At 57.7% G+C, this 17,787-nt stretch carries 18 protein-coding genes; 11 read left to right on the top strand and 7 right to left on the bottom strand.

The genetic code is table 11. The features are described from left to right. The first annotated feature begins 22 nt into the window (after positions 1-22). The 6 genes from xthA (at position 23) to OGX81_RS15610 (ending at position 6,226) form a co-directional block, all read left to right on the top strand. The gene (xthA, locus tag OGX81_RS15585) at positions 23-829 is read left to right on the top strand and encodes an exodeoxyribonuclease III (RefSeq protein ID WP_012132643.1); all 807 of its coding nucleotides are present in this window, start codon (positions 23-25) and stop codon (positions 827-829) included. Positions 830-838: 9 nt separating this feature from the next. After that, on the top strand, positions 839-1,513 hold the full coding sequence (locus tag OGX81_RS15590; protein WP_012132644.1) for a TVP38/TMEM64 family protein: 675 nt from the start codon (positions 839-841) through the stop codon (positions 1,511-1,513). A 14-nt stretch (positions 1,514-1,527) separates the two neighbouring features. Further along, a complete protein-coding gene (locus tag OGX81_RS15595) occupies positions 1,528-2,691 on the top strand; it encodes an ABC transporter substrate-binding protein (RefSeq protein ID WP_104868737.1) in 1,164 nt (387 codons plus the stop codon). Beyond that, on the top strand, positions 2,664-4,199 hold the full coding sequence (locus OGX81_RS15600) for an ABC transporter permease family protein (protein WP_104868738.1): 1,536 nt from the start codon (positions 2,664-2,666) through the stop codon (positions 4,197-4,199). Before OGX81_RS15595 ends, OGX81_RS15600 begins: the two co-directional genes overlap by 28 nt. Then, positions 4,199-4,831, top strand: coding sequence for an ATP-binding cassette domain-containing protein (locus tag OGX81_RS15605; RefSeq protein WP_104868739.1), 633 nt, complete (start codon positions 4,199-4,201; stop codon positions 4,829-4,831). The genes OGX81_RS15600 and OGX81_RS15605 overlap by 1 nt, the downstream gene beginning before the upstream one ends. Positions 4,832-4,918: 87 nt before the next feature. Then, entirely contained in the window at positions 4,919-6,226 is a 1,308-nt protein-coding gene (locus tag OGX81_RS15610) for a sulfurtransferase (protein ID WP_104868740.1), read from the top strand. Between the two features lie 35 nt (positions 6,227-6,261). Here the strand turns inward: OGX81_RS15610 and OGX81_RS15615 are convergent, their stop codons facing one another. After that, positions 6,262-6,897, bottom strand: coding sequence for a CDP-alcohol phosphatidyltransferase family protein (locus tag OGX81_RS15615; RefSeq protein WP_104868741.1), 636 nt, complete (start codon positions 6,895-6,897; stop codon positions 6,262-6,264). After that, the gene (locus OGX81_RS15620; RefSeq protein ID WP_104868742.1) at positions 6,890-7,459 is read right to left on the bottom strand and encodes a carboxymuconolactone decarboxylase family protein; all 570 of its coding nucleotides are present in this window, start codon (positions 7,457-7,459) and stop codon (positions 6,890-6,892) included. The genes OGX81_RS15615 and OGX81_RS15620 overlap by 8 nt, the downstream gene beginning before the upstream one ends. Before the next feature lie 79 nt (positions 7,460-7,538). Between OGX81_RS15620 and OGX81_RS15625 the strand changes: the two genes are divergently transcribed. After that, a complete protein-coding gene (locus tag OGX81_RS15625; RefSeq protein ID WP_181397036.1) occupies positions 7,539-7,952 on the top strand; it encodes a pyrimidine (deoxy)nucleoside triphosphate diphosphatase in 414 nt (137 codons plus the stop codon). On the opposite strand, the gene OGX81_RS15630 is transcribed toward OGX81_RS15625, so the two are convergent. After that, positions 7,912-8,154 (bottom strand): YnjH family protein, encoded by a 243-nt coding sequence (locus OGX81_RS15630; protein WP_172773950.1) that lies wholly within the window; start codon positions 8,152-8,154, stop codon positions 7,912-7,914. The genes OGX81_RS15625 and OGX81_RS15630 overlap by 41 nt on opposite strands. A gap of 268 nt (positions 8,155-8,422) precedes the next feature. Here OGX81_RS15630 and gdhA point away from each other — a divergent pair, with 268 nt between their 5' ends. Next, positions 8,423-9,766, top strand: coding sequence for an NADP-specific glutamate dehydrogenase (gdhA, locus tag OGX81_RS15635; protein WP_012132655.1), 1,344 nt, complete (start codon positions 8,423-8,425; stop codon positions 9,764-9,766). Positions 9,767-9,868: 102 nt separating this feature from the next. Here gdhA and topB read toward each other — a convergent pair whose 3' ends face one another. The 3 genes from topB to OGX81_RS15650 all read right to left on the bottom strand — a co-directional run bounded on the left by topB (position 9,869) and on the right by OGX81_RS15650 (position 13,572). Continuing rightward, complete coding sequence (gene topB / locus OGX81_RS15640; RefSeq protein ID WP_012132656.1) at positions 9,869-11,812, bottom strand: DNA topoisomerase III; 1,944 nt, start codon at positions 11,810-11,812, stop codon at positions 9,869-9,871. A 4-nt stretch (positions 11,813-11,816) separates the two neighbouring features. After that, positions 11,817-12,860 (bottom strand): selenide, water dikinase SelD, encoded by a 1,044-nt coding sequence (selD, locus tag OGX81_RS15645; RefSeq protein ID WP_024130393.1) that lies wholly within the window; start codon positions 12,858-12,860, stop codon positions 11,817-11,819. Positions 12,861-13,020: 160 nt separating this feature from the next. After that, positions 13,021-13,572 carry an NAD(P)H nitroreductase gene (locus OGX81_RS15650; RefSeq protein ID WP_104868743.1) on the bottom strand — a complete coding sequence of 184 codons (552 nt, stop codon included), beginning with the start codon at positions 13,570-13,572 and terminating at the stop codon, positions 13,021-13,023. 180 nt (positions 13,573-13,752) lie between these two features. Here OGX81_RS15650 and sppA point away from each other — a divergent pair, with 180 nt between their 5' ends. The 3 genes from sppA to pncA all read left to right on the top strand — a co-directional run bounded on the left by sppA (position 13,753) and on the right by pncA (position 17,405). Beyond that, a complete protein-coding gene (sppA, locus tag OGX81_RS15655) occupies positions 13,753-15,609 on the top strand; it encodes a signal peptide peptidase SppA (RefSeq protein WP_058669023.1) in 1,857 nt (618 codons plus the stop codon). Between the two features lie 127 nt (positions 15,610-15,736). Next, complete coding sequence (gene ansA, locus OGX81_RS15660) at positions 15,737-16,753, top strand: asparaginase (protein ID WP_049008792.1); 1,017 nt, start codon at positions 15,737-15,739, stop codon at positions 16,751-16,753. Positions 16,754-16,763: 10 nt separating this feature from the next. Continuing rightward, positions 16,764-17,405 carry a bifunctional nicotinamidase/pyrazinamidase gene (gene pncA / locus OGX81_RS15665; protein WP_047457428.1) on the top strand — a complete coding sequence of 214 codons (642 nt, stop codon included), beginning with the start codon at positions 16,764-16,766 and terminating at the stop codon, positions 17,403-17,405. Between the two features lie 104 nt (positions 17,406-17,509). Here the strand turns inward: pncA and OGX81_RS15670 are convergent, their stop codons facing one another. Continuing rightward, complete coding sequence (locus OGX81_RS15670) at positions 17,510-17,785, bottom strand: YeaC family protein (protein ID WP_012132664.1); 276 nt, start codon at positions 17,783-17,785, stop codon at positions 17,510-17,512. Positions 17,786-17,787 lie beyond the last annotated feature (2 nt).

The following is a 17,787-nucleotide window of genomic DNA, read 5'->3' on the forward strand; positions in this document are numbered from 1 at the left end:
ACCTTGCAAAGTGGCAGCGACTATGAAATTTGTCTCTTTTAATATCAACGGCCTGCGCGCCCGTCCTCATCAACTGTCAGCCATTGTCGACAAGCACCAGCCTGACGTGATCGGCTTGCAGGAGACAAAAGTTCACGACGATATGTTCCCTCTTGAAGAGGTAGCAAAGCTCGGCTATAACGTCTTCTATCACGGACAGAAAGGCCATTACGGCGTCGCGCTACTGACCAAAGAGACGCCTGTTTCTGTGCGCCGTGGTTTTCCCGACGACGGCGAAGAGGCGCAGCGCCGTATCATCATGGCGGAGATCCCGTCACCGCTGGGCAGTATCACCGTCATTAACGGCTATTTCCCGCAGGGCGAAAGCCGTGACCACCCGCTGAAATTTCCGGCAAAAGCGCAGTTTTATCAGAACCTGCAAAACTACCTGGACAACGAACTGAAACGCGACAATCCGGTGTTGATCATGGGGGATATGAATATCAGCCCAACCGATCTGGACATCGGCATTGGCGAAGAGAACCGCAAACGCTGGCTGCGTACCGGTAAGTGCTCCTTCCTGCCGGAAGAGCGCGAGTGGATGGATCGCCTGATTAACTGGGGGCTGGTGGATACCTTCCGTCACGCGCACCCGGAAACGGTCGATAAATTTTCATGGTTTGATTACCGCTCAAAAGGTTTCGACGACAACCGGGGGCTGCGCATCGACCTGCTGCTGGCGAGCAATCCGCTGGCCGAACACTGCGTTGAAACCGGCATTGACTATGAAATCCGCAGCATGGAAAAACCGTCCGACCATGCGCCCGTCTGGGCAAAATTCCGGGTCTGATAAACACAGGTGAACGCGAAAAAACGACTGCTCTCAGGTTTTTTAATCATCTGTATCGCCGGGGTGGTGTGGGCTTTGCCTCCCGGTTTTCTCTCCCTTGATACCCTGAAACGCTATCACACGATGCTGGCGGCCTGGCAGCAACAGTCGCCATTCCTGAGCGCCGGTCTCTATTTTCTGGTCTATACGCTGGTGGCGGCCTTATCGATTCCCGGCGCTGCGCTGCTGACGCTGCTCGGCGGCGCGCTATTCGGACTCTGGCAAGGAACGCTGCTGGTCTCCTTCGCGTCAACCCTCGGCGCTACGCTCGCCATGCTGGCCAGCCGCTACCTGTTGCGGGAGTGGATCTCCCGCCGGTTCGCACGCCAGATGCAAACCGTAAATCATGGCATGGCGCGCGACGGCGCCTTTTATCTGTTTGCGCTGCGCGTAATGCCGCTGTTCCCCTTTGTTCTTGTTAATTTACTCGCCGGGTTGACGTCAATCCGCGTACGTCAATACTGGTGGATCAGTCAGGCGGGCATGTTTCCGGCAACGGTGATTTATCTCAACGCCGGACGCCAGCTCAGCCAGTTGACATCAATACGCGACATTATTTCCCCCGGTATGCTGGCGGCCTTTGCCCTGCTGGGGCTGTTACCACTGGCCTCCCGTTGGCTGGTTAAGCGTTTTTTACGATCCTAATTTCAGGAGCGATCATGCGTCGTACTCTATTACTGGCGGGTCTGCTGTTGACGGGCCATGTGCAAGCCGTCGAAAACTGGCAGGCGGTGAAAGATGAAGCCAAAGGCCAGACCGTCTGGTTTAACGCCTGGGGCGGCGACAATGCCGTTAATCAGTATCTCGACTGGGTCAGCAGCGAGATGAAAACGCATTACGCCATTAACCTCAGGATTGTCCGGCTTGCGGATGCCGCCGATGCCGTGAAACGCATTCAGACTGAGTCCGCCGCCGGGCGTAAAACCGATGGTTCCGTCGATCTGCTGTGGGTAAATGGCGAGAACTTCCGCACGCTGAAAGAAGCCGGACTGCTGCAAACCCACTGGGCGGAAACGCTGCCAAACTGGCGCTATGTCGATACGCGCAAACCGGTACGCGAGGATTTTTCCATGCCGACGCAAGGGGCGGAGTCACCCTGGGGCGGCGCGCAGTTAACCTTCATTGCTAACCGGGATATTACGCCGCAGCCGCCGCAAAGCCCGCAGGCGCTACTCGCTTTTGCGAAAACCCATCCCGGTACGGTCACCTATCCACGGCCGCCGGATTTTACCGGGACGGCGTTTCTGGAACAGCTGTTACTGGCGTTAACCCCTCAACCGGATGCGCTCAGGGTCGCGCCGGATGACGCGACGTTCGATTCCGTCACCGCGCCGCTCTGGGCATACCTCGATGCGCTGCATCCCAGCCTGTGGCGGAAGGGAAAAGACTTCCCTCCCTCTCCCGCCCGGATGGACGCGCTGCTGCAAGCCGGTTCGCTGCGCCTGTCTCTGACGTTTAATCCCGCTCATGCGCAGCAAAAGATCGCCAGCGGCGAACTGCCCAAAACCAGCTACAGTTTCGGTTTTTCACAAGGCACGATTGGCAACGTGCATTTTGTCACGATCCCGGCGAACGCCCGCGCCAGCGCAGGCGCAAAGGTGGTTGCCAATTTCCTGCTCTCCCCCGACGCGCAGTTGCGCAAAGCCGATCCGGCGTTCTGGGGCGATCCTTCCGTGCTTGATCCGCATAAGCTGCCCGCCGGGCAGCGGGAAGCGTTACAGTCGCGCATTCCTGACGGGTTGCCGCCTACGCTGGCGGAACCGCATTCCGCATGGGTGAACGCGCTGGAACAGGCATGGCTACGCCGCTACGGTACGCAGTAACCCTGCTGGTCTGGGGCGTGATGGCGGTCATCTGGCTGCCGCTGGTTCCTGCCGCATTCACGCTTATCACGCCCGCGCTCTCCGCTACGCACTGGCTGGCGCTGTTTAGCGATCCGCAGCTTCCGCAGGCGCTGCGGGCAACGCTGGTCTCCGTCACCCTGGCGGCAACCGGCGCGCTGGCTATTGCGCTGACGATCGTCGTCGCGTTGTGGCCTGGCGCAAAATGGGCGCGTCTTTGCGCCCGCCTCCCCTGGCTACTGGCCATTCCTCATGTGGCCTTTGCCGCCAGCGCCCTGCTGCTTTTTGCCGAAGGCGGGATGCTTTATCGCCTTTTCCCCTCGCTCACGCCGCAGATGGATCGCTATGGCATCGGGCTTGGGCTCACGCTGGCCGTCAAAGAGAGCGCCTTTCTGCTCTGGGTCCTGTCGGCATTATTAAGTGAAAAACAGCTTTCACAGCAGGTCATCGTGCTGGATACCCTGGGCTACAGCCGTCTGCAATGCCTGAGCTGGCTGCTGTTACCCGCCGTTGCGCCTGGATTAGGCGCGGTGATGCTGGCGATTGTCGCCTGGTCATTATCGGCAGTGGATGTCGCGATGATTCTGGGGCCGGGCAATCCACCTACGCTGGCAGTGTTAAGCTGGCAATGGTTGAGCCAGGGCGACGCCGACCAACAGGCCAAAGGCGCTCTCGCCAGTTTACTGCTCGTGGCGTTGCTTATGCTTTTTGCTCTGTTCGGCTATCTCATCTGGCGGGGATGGCAACGTACCCTTCCTGCCATCAACGGTCTTCGCCGCCAGCGCTTATCAGGCAGAAGCGGAAAAACGCTGGCGCTGACGCTGCCGTTAAGCGGCATGCTGTGCGTGGCGCTGCTGGCTTGTATGGCTGAACCCGCGTCGGTGAACCGCGAAGCGCTGGTGAACAGCCTGCAAATGGGGCTGGCGTCCGCCGTGCTGGGGTTGATGACGCTGTTCTTATGGCTGGAATGGGGGCCGCAAACCGGGCACCGCTGGGTCTGGCTGCCAATACTGCTGCCTGCGCTGCCGTTGGTCGCCGGGCAATACACTCTGGCGCTGCTCGCCGGGCAAGACGGCCAGTACGCTACCGTTATCTGGGGGCACCTGCTGTGGGTTATCCCGTGGATGTTATTCGTCCTCAAACCCGCCTGGCGGCGCATTGACCCACGGCTGGTGCTGATCGCGCAAACGCTGGGCTGGACGCGGGTTCGTATCTTCTGGCGCATCAAGTGCCCACTTTTACTGCGCCCCGCATTGTTTGCCTTCGCGGTCGGCTTTTCCGTCAGCATCGCCCAATACATGCCGACACTCTGGCTGGGCGCCGGACGCTATCCTACGCTCACCACAGAAGCCGTGGCGCTCAGCAGCGGCGGCAGTACCACAATTCTTGCGTCGCAGGCGCTATGGCAACTGCTGTTACCCCTGCTGGTTTTCGCGCTGACGGCGCTATGTTCACGCGTCATTGGCCACTATCGTCAAGGACTCCGCTAATGCTCATCGTTCAACATCTCACGCTGCGCCTGGGCAATCATCGCTTATTGAATCAGGTCGCCTTTCAGGTCAAAAAAGGTGACATTGTCACGTTAATGGGGCCTTCCGGTAGCGGAAAGTCTTCGCTGTTTTCGTGGATGGTCGGCGCACTGCCGTCTCAGTTTCAGGCCTCCGGCGAGCTTTGGCTCAACGAACGACGCATCGATACGCTCCCCACCGCGCAACGTCAAATCGGTATTTTGTTTCAGGATGCCCTGCTGTTTGACCATTTCAGCGTCGGGCAGAACCTACTGCTGGCGCTGCCTGCCGCAATAAAAGGGGCGGCCAGACAAACGGAAGTGCGACATGCTCTTGAGCGCGCCGGGCTGGACGGGTTCAGCCGCCGCGATCCGGCGTCATTGTCCGGCGGCCAGCGCGCCAGGGTGGCCCTGCTTCGCGCGTTACTGGCGCAACCGCAGGCATTACTGCTGGATGAGCCGTTCAGCCGACTGGACGCCGGGCGCCGCGACACCTTCCGCCGGTGGGTCTTTGCCGAAGTACGGCAACAAAATATTCCGGTGGTACAGGTGACGCACGATATCCAGGATGTTCCTGCCGGCGGCACGGTACTCCAGATGGAGGCGTGGGCGTGAATATGCCGACAAACTGCGTTAACGCAAAGTTTTTCCCTGCCAGCCAGCAGAGAATGGCGCCCTCTTATTTTAACGTCGGGCTATTCGATGAAACGTGTTTCTCAAATGACCGCGCTGGCACTGGCTTCAGGACTCGCCTGCGCTTCCTCCTGGGCTGCTGATATGGCGCAGTCGCTTACCTTCAGCCAGCTACAGCAAAAACAGGGCGCCGCAATTGATACGCGCCAGAGCGCTTTTTACAACGGCTGGCCGCAAACCCTTAATGGCCCTTCCGGTCACGAACCTTCCGCACTGAATCTGTCAGCCTCCTGGCTTGATAAAATGAGCGACGAGCAGCTCGCCGCCTGGCTGCAACGGCATCAGCTCAGGAAAGACGCCCCGCTGGCGCTGTATGGCAATGACAGTGGCGTACAGGCGGTGAAATCACGTTTACAGAAGGCAGGCTTCAGCCAGATTGCTACGCTGAGCGATGCACTGACCGATCCTTCCCGACTGCAAAAGCTCCCTCACTTCGAGCAATTAGCATACCCACAGTGGTTGCATGCCCTTCAACAAAACCAGCCGGTTACGGCTAAACCGGCGGGAGACTGGAAGGTGATTGAAGCAGGCTGGGGCGCGCCGAAATATTATCTGCTCAGCCATATTCCCGGCGCCGGATACATCGACACCAATGAGGTGGAAAGCGAACCGCTGTGGAATAAAGTCTCTGACGCGCAGTTGAAAGCGATGCTGGCGAAACACGGTATTCGCCATGACACGACGGTTATTCTGTATGGCCGCGACGTATACGCTGCGGCGCGCGTTGCGCAGATTATGCTCTATGCGGGCGTGAAGGATGTTCGTCTGCTCGACGGCGGCTGGCAAACCTGGTCCGATGCGGGTCTGCCGGTTGAACGCGGCATGCCGGCTGACGTGAAGCCGGAACCCGACTTTGGCGTGGCGATCCCGGCGCAGCCGCAGTTAATGCTGGATATGGAACAAGCCCGCGCCCTGCTGCACCGTCAGGACGCATCGCTGGTCAGTATCCGTTCCTGGCCGGAATTTATCGGCACCACCAGCGGATACAGCTATATCAAGCCAAAAGGCGAAATTGCCGGCGCGCGTTGGGGACATGCGGGCAGCGACTCCACGCATATGGAGGATTTCCATAACCCGGACGGCACCATGCGCAGCGCAGAGGATATCGCCGCCATGTGGAAGCAGTGGGATATCCTGCCGGATCAGCACGTTGCCTACTATTGCGGCACCGGCTGGCGCGCCTCCGAAACGTTTATGTACGCGCGGGCGATGGGCTGGAAAAACGTCGCCGTGTATGACGGCGGTTGGTACGAATGGAGCAGCGATCCGAAAAATCCGGTGTCCACCGGCGAGCGCGGCCCGGACAGCAGTAAGTAGTCGTAATGCGCCTGATGGCGCTGCGCTTATCAGGCCTACAGGGAGGCTCTTTTTCCAGGCCGGATAACCTTCAGCGTCAGGTAGCCACTCCAGACCCTTGTCAGGGTGGTCATCCAGCACAACGCGCCAAATACCCACGCCAGAACGGGAAAATAGCGCGGAAACAGGCAGCTCAGAACAAAAAGCAATATTGTCTCGGTGCCTTCGGTTAACCCGCCCAGATAGTAAAACGATTTGTGCGCATAGCCCGGATTATCAATCTGATGCTTCGCCGCCAGCGCCGCAAACGCCAGAAAACTACTGCCCGTACCGATAAACGCAAACAGCAGCCAGCCCCCTGCCAGCGCGTTTTGTTCCGGTGCGGCCAGAATAAAGCCAAACGGAACCAGCGCGTAAAACAGAAAATCGAGGGTGATATCAAGAAATCCCCCCGCATCGGTTAACCCTCTGCGCCGCGCCAGCGCGCCATCCAGCCCGTCGAACAGGCGATTCAGCACAATGGCCGCCAGCGCGGCCAGATACCAGCCCAGCGCCAGAAACGGCAGCGCCAGCACGCCAATGGCAAATCCGAACAGCGTCAGGCCGTCCGGGGTGATCGCCGGTTTATCGAGATACGCAGCACCGCGGTGCAGGAGCGGTTTAACCCGTGGGTGCAGATGCCGGTCAAACATGTGGCGCCCCCTTCAATGCGTCACACAGCCCTTGCGAAGGAATATCCAGCGCGGCATTAAAACGCGCCGACAGGTTCTGAAAGGCGATCAGCGCCGTCATTTCGGTAATCGCGTCGTCAGTAAAATAGCGTTTCATCATCGCCTTGAGCGCCTCATCAACCTGCGGCGGCGTGGCGGTCACGGCCTCGGCATAAGCCAGTGCGACACGCTCCTCCTCGCTGAACAGCGTGGACGATTGCCACCCGGCAACGGCCTGTACTTTATCCAGCGCCCCACTCCGTTCGGCCAGACGTAAACTGTTGGCATCCACACAGAAGGCGCAATGGCACACCTGCGAAACGCGCGTCATCAACAACGCGCGCATCACCGGCGTTACCCGCGCGCGCTTACGTTCCAGAAACCCGACAAACAGCGCCACCAGCCAGAACAGAAACGGCATTCGCCCCCACCAGCGCGTGGGGTGCAGAACGTCGCCGTAATGTTTTTTCTGCGTAGCGACGAGAGGTTTCAGACTGGAAGGGATATGGGTCAATGGGCTAACCCAGGGTTGTAGATCGTTCAACGCTTGCTCCTGAAGACTTTAGGTCACGCAAAGATAAGGATAGTATGTCACTTTCCGTTGTTGAACCTTGATGAATATGATGAAAACCATTGATGTCGTCGCCGCAATCATTGAGCGTGACGACAAAATATTGCTGGCTCAACGCCCGGAACACGCCGATCAGCCGGGTATGTGGGAGTTTGCCGGAGGCAAAGTGGAGTCCAGTGAGACGCAGCCTCAGGCGTTGATTCGCGAACTGCGTGAAGAGTTGGGTATTGAGGCGGTTGTCGGGCGCTATATCGCCAGCCATCAGCGCGAAGTCTCTGGCCGGCTGATCCATCTGCACGCCTGGCACGTCCCGGCGTTTACCGGCGCCGTCACCGCGCATTATCACCAGAACATGATCTGGTGTTTGCCAAAAGAGGCGCTGCGTTACCCGCTTGCGCCTGCGGACATTCCGCTGTTAGAGGCGTTTATGGCTTTACGCGACGCCAGACCAACGGATTCGTACTGAGCGTTTTTTCGTCGCGCTGGCATTGCAGCAGCACGCCTTCGGCTTTAATCACCGCCCCTTCCGAATAGTTTTGATCCTGGTAGACGCAGCACTGATTGCAGGGCTGCGCACGCTGCCCGCTGGAGCTGAACACTTCGGGCGGGACGTTAACCTCCACATCCGGGCGATAATGCTGATTCGCCAGCGCGGCAAAAGAGACCATCGCCGCTGCTGCCGCGATAAATAAACGATGCATAGCGTTTCCTTGTTATGAAGCCTACCTTCAGTATAACGGTCGTAAGCGACTGAAACTTTAGCCACTCCATCCATCGCTTTTTATTATGACGCGCGCGCCGTTATTAATTTCCCTGGCACGCCATTTTTTTTCTTGCTTACCGTCACACTGCTGGTGGTATAGTCAAAAACTGCATAAACACGAAACACAACATTATAAATATAACCATATCAATACATAAGAGGTTCTTATATCTATGGATCAGACATGTTCTCTGGAGTCGTTTCTAAACCATGTTCAACAGCGTGACCCCAATCAGACCGAGTTCGCGCAGGCCGTTCGTGAAGTAATGACCACGCTGTGGCCTTTCCTTGAGCAAAATCCTCGTTATCGTCAGATGTCATTGCTGGAACGTTTGGTCGAGCCAGAACGCGTGATCCAGTTCCGCGTGGTGTGGGTGGACGATCGTAACCAGGTGCAGGTTAACCGTGCCTGGCGCGTACAGTTTAATTCCGCCATCGGCCCGTATAAGGGTGGGATGCGTTTTCATCCTTCCGTTAACCTCTCGATCCTGAAATTCCTCGGCTTCGAGCAGACGTTTAAAAATGCGCTGACCACGCTGCCGATGGGCGGCGGTAAAGGCGGCAGCGATTTCGATCCTAAAGGCAAGAGCGAAGGCGAAGTGATGCGTTTCTGTCAGGCGCTGATGACGGAGCTCTATCGCCATTTAGGGCCAGACACTGACGTACCTGCTGGCGATATCGGCGTGGGCGGACGTGAAGTGGGCTTTATGGCCGGTATGATGCGTAAGCTCTCCAACAACAGCGCCTGCGTGTTCACCGGGAAAGGCCTCTCGTTTGGCGGTAGCCTGATTCGCCCGGAAGCCACCGGTTATGGCCTGGTGTACTTTACCGAAGCGATGCTCAAACGCCACGGTCTGGGTTTTGAGGGTATGCGTGTGGCGGTGTCCGGTTCCGGCAACGTGGCGCAGTACGCTATCGAGAAAGCAATGGCGTTCGGCGCTCGTGTGGTGACGGCTTCGGACTCCAGCGGCACCGTCGTGGATGAGAGCGGCTTCACCGAAGAAAAACTGGCGCGCCTGTGCGAAATCAAAGCCAGCCGTGACGGGCGCGTGGCGGATTACGCCCGCGAGTTCGGCCTGCCCTATATGGAAGGCAAACAGCCGTGGTCAGTGCCGGTTGATATCGCCCTGCCGTGCGCAACGCAGAACGAACTCGACGTGGACGCCGCGCGCGTGCTGATCGCCAACGGCGTGAAAGCAGTGGCGGAAGGCGCCAATATGCCAACCACCATTGAAGCCACCGATCTGTTCCTTGAAGCCGGCGTGCTGTTCGCGCCAGGTAAAGCGGCCAACGCAGGCGGTGTGGCGACTTCCGGTCTGGAGATGGCGCAGAACGCCGCGCGAATGAGCTGGAAAGCCGAGAAAGTGGATGCGCGTCTGCACCACATCATGCTGGATATTCATCATGCCTGTGTGGAATACGGCGGCGAAAACAAACATACCAACTATGTTCGCGGGGCGAATATCGCAGGCTTCGTCAAAGTGGCCGACGCGATGCTGGCGCAGGGTGTGATTTGATTTTCCGTGGCATGCAGGCCTGATAAGCGTTGTAGGCCTGATAAGCGCAGCGCCATCAGGCATTGCCAGATGGCGGCGTAAGTGCCTTATCCGGCCTGTGCGTTATACGCTCGCCTCTTCTGATGGCGGGCTTTTTTTCGCCGCTCGCTTACGGGGCGCGCTCTTTTTCTTCTCGCCGCCACCGCCTGGCGCGACAATGCCCCGAAACTGACGTACCGGCGTGCGTTTGGCCTGATCGATCAACTGAAAAAGCGTGCCGACCAGCGGCTGCATAAAATCCTGATAGCGGCACTGCTTTTCACTGATTTGCGTCAGGACAGACTCCCAGTGCGCCGTCATATCCGGTCGGGCAGCCATCTCCGGTAACGAGTGAATCAGGGCTTTCCCGGCATCCGTTGAATGAATGTAACGCCCTTTCTTGGTCAGGAATCCGCGCCTGAACAGCAGTTCGATAATGCCCGCGCGCGTCGCTTCGGTTCCCAGTCCGTCGGTCGCTCGCAGGATCTTTTTCAGATCTTTATCCTGCACGAAACGGGCAATCCCGGTCATGGCGGACAGCAGCGTAGCATCGGTAAAATGGCGTGGCGGCTGGGTCTGACGCTCAACGACCTCGCCCTTTTCGCACAACAGCTCGTCGTCTTTCGCCACCACCGGTAACGGCGTACCGTCGTTCTCTTCGTCACGCTCTTTATTGCCCAACAGCGTTCGCCATCCGGCCTCCGCCAGGAAACGCGCTTTGGCGACGAATTTCCCCTTCGCAATCTCCAGTTCAATGACGCATTTGCGAAATACCGCGTCCGGGCAGAATTGCATCAGGTACTGGCGTGCGATCAGGTTGTACACCTTCGCTTCATTGTCGCTGAGGGAAATTGATGAACTGCGCGCAGTCGGGATGATCGCGTGGTGAGCGTCAACTTTTTTATCATCCCAGCAGCGGTTTCGCGTGTCCGGGTCAACCACCGGCTGCGGCAACAAATCCGCAGCATGCACGCCAATGGCGTTCATCACCGCATGGCGTCCGGCAAAATGTTCTTCCGGCAGATAGCGGCAGTCGGAACGCGGATAGGTAATTAATTTGTGGGTTTCGTACAACTTCTGGCAGATATCAAGCACGTTCTGCGCGCTCAGGCCAAAGCGTTTCGCCGCTTCAATCTGCAACGCCGACAGCGAAAACGGCAGCGGGGCAGATTCTGATTCCCGTTTATCGTTATAGCTGGTGACGATCGCGGGCTGACCGTTAATACGATTCACCACATGCTCCGCCAGCGGACGATGCAGCAAACGCCCCTCTTCATCCTGATACGGTTCGCACGCTTCACTGGGTTGCCAGATGGCGGTAAACCGCTCCTCAGCTGGCGTGACGATATGCGCTTTCACTTCAAAGAAATCTTTGGCGACGAAGTTCTCGATCTCTTCATCGCGGCGAACCACCAGCCCGAGAACCGGTGTCTGAACACGCCCTACCGAGAGCACGCCCTGGTAGCCCGCGTTGCGCCCGAGAAGGGTATACGCGCGGGTCATGTTAATGCCGTACAGCCAGTCGGCGCGCGCACGCGCCAGCGCGGAAACGCACAGCGGCACAAATTCGCTGTTGGCGCGCAGCCGGGAAATCGCACGCTCCACCGCCTGCGGGTTAAGATCGTTGATCAGGCAACGCTGCACCTGCTGGCGTTTTTCCGGGGACAGTTGCAGATAATCCAGCACCTCGTCCACCAGCAGTTGCCCTTCGCGATCCGGGTCTCCCGCGTGAATCACTTCGCTTGCGTCATGTAAAAAGCGCTTAATGACATTGAGCTGCTTCGTCACGGAAGGACGCGGCTGGAGCTGCCACTTTTCCGGCACAATCGGCAGATCGGCCAGATTCCAGCGCGCATAACGACCGTCATACGCGTCCGGCTGCGCCTGTTCAAGCAGATGGCCGATGCACCAGGTCACCACCTGTCCATTCCCGCATTCGATAAAGCCGTCGCCTTTGCGGTGCGGCTTTGGCAGCACATCCGCAATGGCGCGGCCCAGACTCGGCTTTTCGGCAATAAACAACCGCATCGAATTAACGGATCTCTACCATGGCGCGACCGCCACGGGCGTCAACCAGTTCACCAATCGCCGTCAGTTCAATACCAAACTCCGCCGCGGTGACTTTCACTTCCTCTACCGCTTCCGGCGTCACCGCCAGCAGCAGACCGCCAGACGTTTGCGGATCGCACAGCAGATCACGCACCTCGCGCGGCATGTCGCCCATCAGATGGCCGTAGCTGGCGAAATTACGTTCCGTCCCCCCCGGCACTGCGCCAAGTTTAATGTACTCTTCGACGCCCGGCAGTTTTGGAATGTCCTGATAGCAGATCCGCGCCTGCACGCCTGCGCCCTGGCACATTTCGCTAAGGTGCCCCAGCAGACCAAAACCGGTCACGTCGGTCATCGCTTTCACGCCGTCGATATGGGCAAACGACGCCCCCGCAATGTTCATCCGGCACATCACTTCTGTCGCCAGCCCCTGATGTTCCGGCTTGAGCAGTGATTTTTTCTCGGCGGTGGTCAACACGCCAATGCCCAGCGGCTTGGTGAGGAACAGTTTGCATCCGGCCTGCGCGGTGCTGTTTTTCTTCACGCGCTCGGTCGGCACCACGCCGGTGACAGCCAGACCGAAAATGGGCTCAGGCGCGTCGATAGAGTGCCCGCCCGCCAGCGCAATACCCGCCTGACGACAAGCAAAACGCCCGCCTTCGGTGACTTCCCGGGCAATTTCCGGCGACAGTTTGTTGATGGGCCAGCCCAGAATGGCGATCGCCATAATCGGTTTGCCGCCCATCGCGAAGATATCGCTGATGGCGTTGGTCGCCGCAATACGGCCAAAATCAAACGGATTATCGACAATCGGCATAAAGAAGTCGGTGGTGCTGATGATGCTGGTGCCATTACCCAGGTCGTATACCGCCGCGTCATCGCGGGTTTCATTGCCCACAAGCAGGTTCGGGTCGACAAACTTCGCCTGCTCGCTGTGCAGGATGGTTTCCAACACTTTAGGGGAAATTTTACAACCGCAACCGGCTCCGTGGCTGTATTGCGTTAAACGAATAGCGTGCTCGCTCATGGACATCTCCTGTCATTGCAATCGGGCTATGGTAGCGCTCATTCCATGACGTGGTAAGAGAGAGTGTCTGAATTCCGGCGTCTTTGCTCATAATCCAGACAGTTTTGCCGAATAATCGGCAGGCGCTCACCGAAAAAGCCGCCTGCCGGGGCCATGACGCTTAGAAATACGTCACGAAAGGCGTCGGGTCCGGTACGCTGATGGTCGTTGACGCTTTCAGCTGCGGCGTGCCCAGATAGAGGAAGCCCACAATTTTATCCTGTGCGCGACAGTCGAACGCCTCGCGAACCACCGGGCTTTCGGTTAACGCCCCGCTGCGCCAGATGCCGTTGAAGCCTTGCGCAATCGCCGCCATCTGCATCGCCATAACCGCACATCCTGCTGACATCTCCTGCTCCCACAGCGGCACTTTGTGGTTCTCCTCGCATTTCGCCACCACCGTGATGATCAGCGGCGCGCGAAATGGCGCGGTGCGCGCTTTCTCTATCGCTTTCTCATCGCCTTCCGCCGCAATGGCGCCCTGCTCCAGAACAGCGCTGAAGCGCTCACGCCCCTCACCTTCAATCACAAAAAAACGCCAGGGTTGCAGGGATTTGTGATCGGGTACGCGCATGCCCGCGCGCAGAATATTTTGTAACTGTTCACCCGCAGGCGCGGGTTCGGCCAGACGAGAGGCGCTACGACGGTTTACAAGTAATTCGAGTGCGTCCATTTGGTTAACTCCAGCAATGATATTTATTCACAAAATTAACACGAGAGGGGATTTAGTTACAGCACAGGCAGTGATTCCTGCTGACAAGTGCCTGCCTGGTCATTACGATACCCACATCTTATACGCTTTCTCTCTGAGTATGACGGAGATAGCGGAATGTTAATCTGGTAGGGAGAATACATGCGAACCCTGTGGCGATTTATTGCCGGATTTTTTAAGTGGACATGGCGACTGCTGAATTTCGTCCGGGAACTGGTGCTCAACCTGTTCTTCATCTTTCTGGTTCTGGTGGGTGTCGGTATCTGGATGCAGCTTAGCGATGGCAATACCAGCCAACAAACTGCACGCGGCGCGCTGCTGTTGGATATTTCCGGCGTGATCGTCGATAAACCGTCCAGCACCAACCGCCTGGGCGTCATTGGCCGACAGCTGTTTGGCGCCAGCTCTGACCGCCTGCAAGAAAACTCACTGTTTGATATCGTCAACACCATTCGTCAGGCGAAAGACGATCGCAATATCACCGGCATCGTGATGGATCTGAAAAACTTCGCGGGCGCCGATCAGCCTTCCATGCAGTACATCGGGAAAGCGCTGCGCGAATTTCGCGATAGCGGCAAGCCGGTCTTTGCCGTAGGCGACAGCTACAGTCAGGGGCAATATTACCTGGCGAGCTTCGCCAATAAAATCTGGCTTTCTCCGCAGGGTACGGTCGATCTGCACGGCTTCGCAACCAACGGCCTGTATTACAAATCCTTGCTGGATAAGCTGAAAGTCTCCACGCACGTTTTCCGCGTCGGCACCTATAAATCCGCCGTGGAACCGTTTATCCGCGATGATATGTCGCCTGCCGCGCGCGAAGCGGACAGCCGCTGGATTGGCGAGCTGTGGCAAAACTACCTGAACACCGTTGCGGCGAACCGTCAGATCCCCGCGCAGCAGGTCTTCCCTGGCGCGCAGGCTATGCTCGACGGGCTGAGCAAAGTGGATGGCGATACCGCGAAATACGCGCTCGACAACAAACTGGTGGATGCGCTGGCGTCTAACGCCGAAGTGGAAAAAGCGCTGACCAAACAGTTTGGCTGGAGCAAAGCAGAAAACAACTATCGGGCCATCAGCTATTACGATTATTCGCTGAAAACGCCTGCGGATACCGGCGACGGTATTGGCGTCGTGTTCGCCAATGGCGCGATTATGGACGGTGAAGAGACGCCGGGCAACGTTGGCGGCGACACGACAGCGTCGCAAATCCGCGATGCGCGCCTGGACCCGAAAGTGAAAGCGATTGTGCTGCGCGTAAACAGCCCCGGCGGCAGCGTCAGCGCCTCTGAAGTCATTCGCTCCGAACTGGCCGCTGCGAAAGCCGCAGGCAAGCCGGTTGTGGTGTCGATGGGCGGAATGGCGGCATCCGGCGGTTACTGGATCTCCACCCCGGCAAGCTACATTGTGGCGAACCCGAGCACCCTGACAGGCTCAATCGGCATTTTTGGCGTTATCAACACCGTTGAGAACAGCCTGGATTCGATCGGCGTGCATACCGATGGCGTTGCCACCTCGCCGCTGGCGGACGTTTCTGTCACCAAATCGCTGCCGCCTGAAGTGCAGCAGATGATGCAGCTCAGCATTGAGAATGGCTACAAACGCTTTATCACGCTGGTTGCCGATGCGCGTAAGAGCACCCCGGCGCAGATTGATAAAATCGCGCAGGGGCATGTCTGGACCGGTCAGGATGCAAAAGCGAATGGTCTGGTAGACAGTCTGGGCGACTTCGACGACGCCATCGCCAAAGCCGCAGAGCTGGCTAAACTGAAGCAATGGCATCTTGAGTATTATCAGGATGAACCGACATTCTTCGACAGAATCATGGACAGCATGTCCGGCTCCGTGCGCGCAATGCTGCCGGAAGCCATTCAGGCGATGCTCCCGGCGCCGCTGGCGACAGCCGCCAGCGCGGTAAAAGCAGAGAGTGATAAACTGGCTGCCTTTAACGATCCGCAAAACCGTTATGCGTTCTGCCTGACCTGCGCGAACGTGCGCTAAATTGCCATTGCCGGATGGCGATGCTATCGCATCTTATCCGGCCTACGAGTTTCGCGTAATTTGTAGGCCGGATAAGGCGCAACCGCCTCCGGCAATATAAGAGACTTCACTTCGTAAGAACATTGCCATGCAGAAGAAATCGATTTACGTTGCCTATACCGGCGGTACGATTGGTATGCAGCGCTCGGAACAGGGTTACATTCCAGTATCAGGCCATCTCCAGCGCCAGCTGGCGCTGATGCCCGAATTTCACCGCCCGGAAATGCCGGACTTCACCATTCATGAATATGCCCCGCTGATGGACTCATCCGATATGACGCCGGAAGACTGGCAGCATATCGCAGAAGACATCAAAGCGCGTTACGCCGACTATGACGGCTTTGTCATCCTCCACGGCACGGACACGATGGCGTTTACCGCCTCGGCGCTCTCCTTCATGCTGGAGAATCTGGGTAAGCCGGTAATTGTGACAGGGTCACAAATTCCGCTAGCGGAACTGCGCTCCGATGGGCAGATTAATCTGCTGAATGCCCTGTATGTCGCCGCGAATTACCCCATCAATGAGGTCACCCTCTTTTTCAATAATCGGCTGTTTCGCGGCAACCGCACGACAAAAGCGCATGCCGATGGCTTTGACGCGTTCGCCTCCCCCAACCTTCAGCCGCTACTGGAAGCCGGAATTCATATCCGTCGCTTAAGTACGCCGCCCGCGCCGCACGGCGAAGGCGAGCTGATTGTTCACCCAATCACGCCGCAGCCTATTGGCGTCGTCACCATTTATCCGGGAATTTCTGCCGAAGTGGTGCGTAACTTCCTGCGCCAGCCGGTAAAAGCGCTGATCCTGCGTTCTTACGGCGTCGGTAACGCGCCGCAGAACAAAGAGTTCCTCAAAGAACTGGAGGATGCGAGTTCACGCGGTATCGTGGTGGTTAACCTGACGCAATGCATGTCCGGCAAGGTGAATATGGGTGGGTATGCCACCGGCAACGCGCTGGCGCATGCGGGCGTGATCGGCGGCGCGGATATGACCGTTGAAGCAACGCTGACTAAGCTGCACTACTTGTTAAGCCAGAATCTGGATACACAGACCATTCGTACCGCGATGACGCAAAATCTGCGCGGTGAACTGACGCCAGACGAATAAGGAGCTTTTCATGACGACCCGGGCCTTACTGCTGGTTGATTTGCAGAATGATTTTTGCGCCGGCGGCGCGCTGGCCGTCCCTGAAGGTGACAGCACCGTGGACGTAGCAAACCGTCTTATCGCCTGGTGTAAAGCGCGCGGCGACACAGTGATCGCCAGCCAGGACTGGCATCCTGCCGGACACGGCAGTTTCGCCAGCCAGCATCAGGCGCAGCCCTACAGCCAGGGACAACTGGACGGTTTAGCGCAAACCTTCTGGCCCGATCACTGCGTACAAAATAGCGACGGCGCGGCCCTGCATCCCCTGCTCAGGCAGAACGCCATCGACGCGGTTTTCCATAAAGGCGAGAATCCGCAGGTGGACAGCTACAGCGCCTTTTTTGATAACGGACGCCGCCAGAAAACCGCCCTGGACGCCTGGCTTCGGGAGAACGGCGTACAGACGCTGATCGTGATGGGGCTGGCGACCGATTACTGCGTGAAGTTTACCGTGCTGGATGCGCTGCAACTGGGTTATACGGTGAATGTGATTACCGATGGCTGCCGTGGTGTGAATATTCAGCCGCAGGACAGCGCGCACGCCTTTATGGAGATGGCGGCCGCCGGCGCCACGCTGTATACGCTGGCAGACTGGGAAGAGACGCAGGGTTAGGTGTTCTTACTGCCTGATGGCGCTTCGCTTATCAGGCCTACTGGTTATCGCTTTGTAGGCCTGATAAGCGAAGCGCCATCAGGCTACCAACAAAAAAGGCTACATTACAGTTTCAGCGTCGCAATCGATTTTGGCGCAATGCCAAAATCCTCTTTCAACTGCTGCTTACTTTTCATCACCATCTGACCGTTGGTATCAATGGTCATATGCTGCGCGTCGGTATTGTGCCGCGCCTGCCAGAGCATCACCAGTTGCATGCTGTTCTCTTTTTGCTCCGGCGTCAGCGCAACGCCGTCCGGCCATTTTCCCAGCTCAACGGCGGTAGATAAGCGCTGATAAACTTCCGGCGTCATGCTGTCGATCATCTCATCAAGATTCATGA

The organism is Citrobacter sp. CK206 (assembly GCF_030333125.1).
GTDB lineage: Bacteria > Pseudomonadota > Gammaproteobacteria > Enterobacterales > Enterobacteriaceae > Citrobacter_B > Citrobacter_B koseri.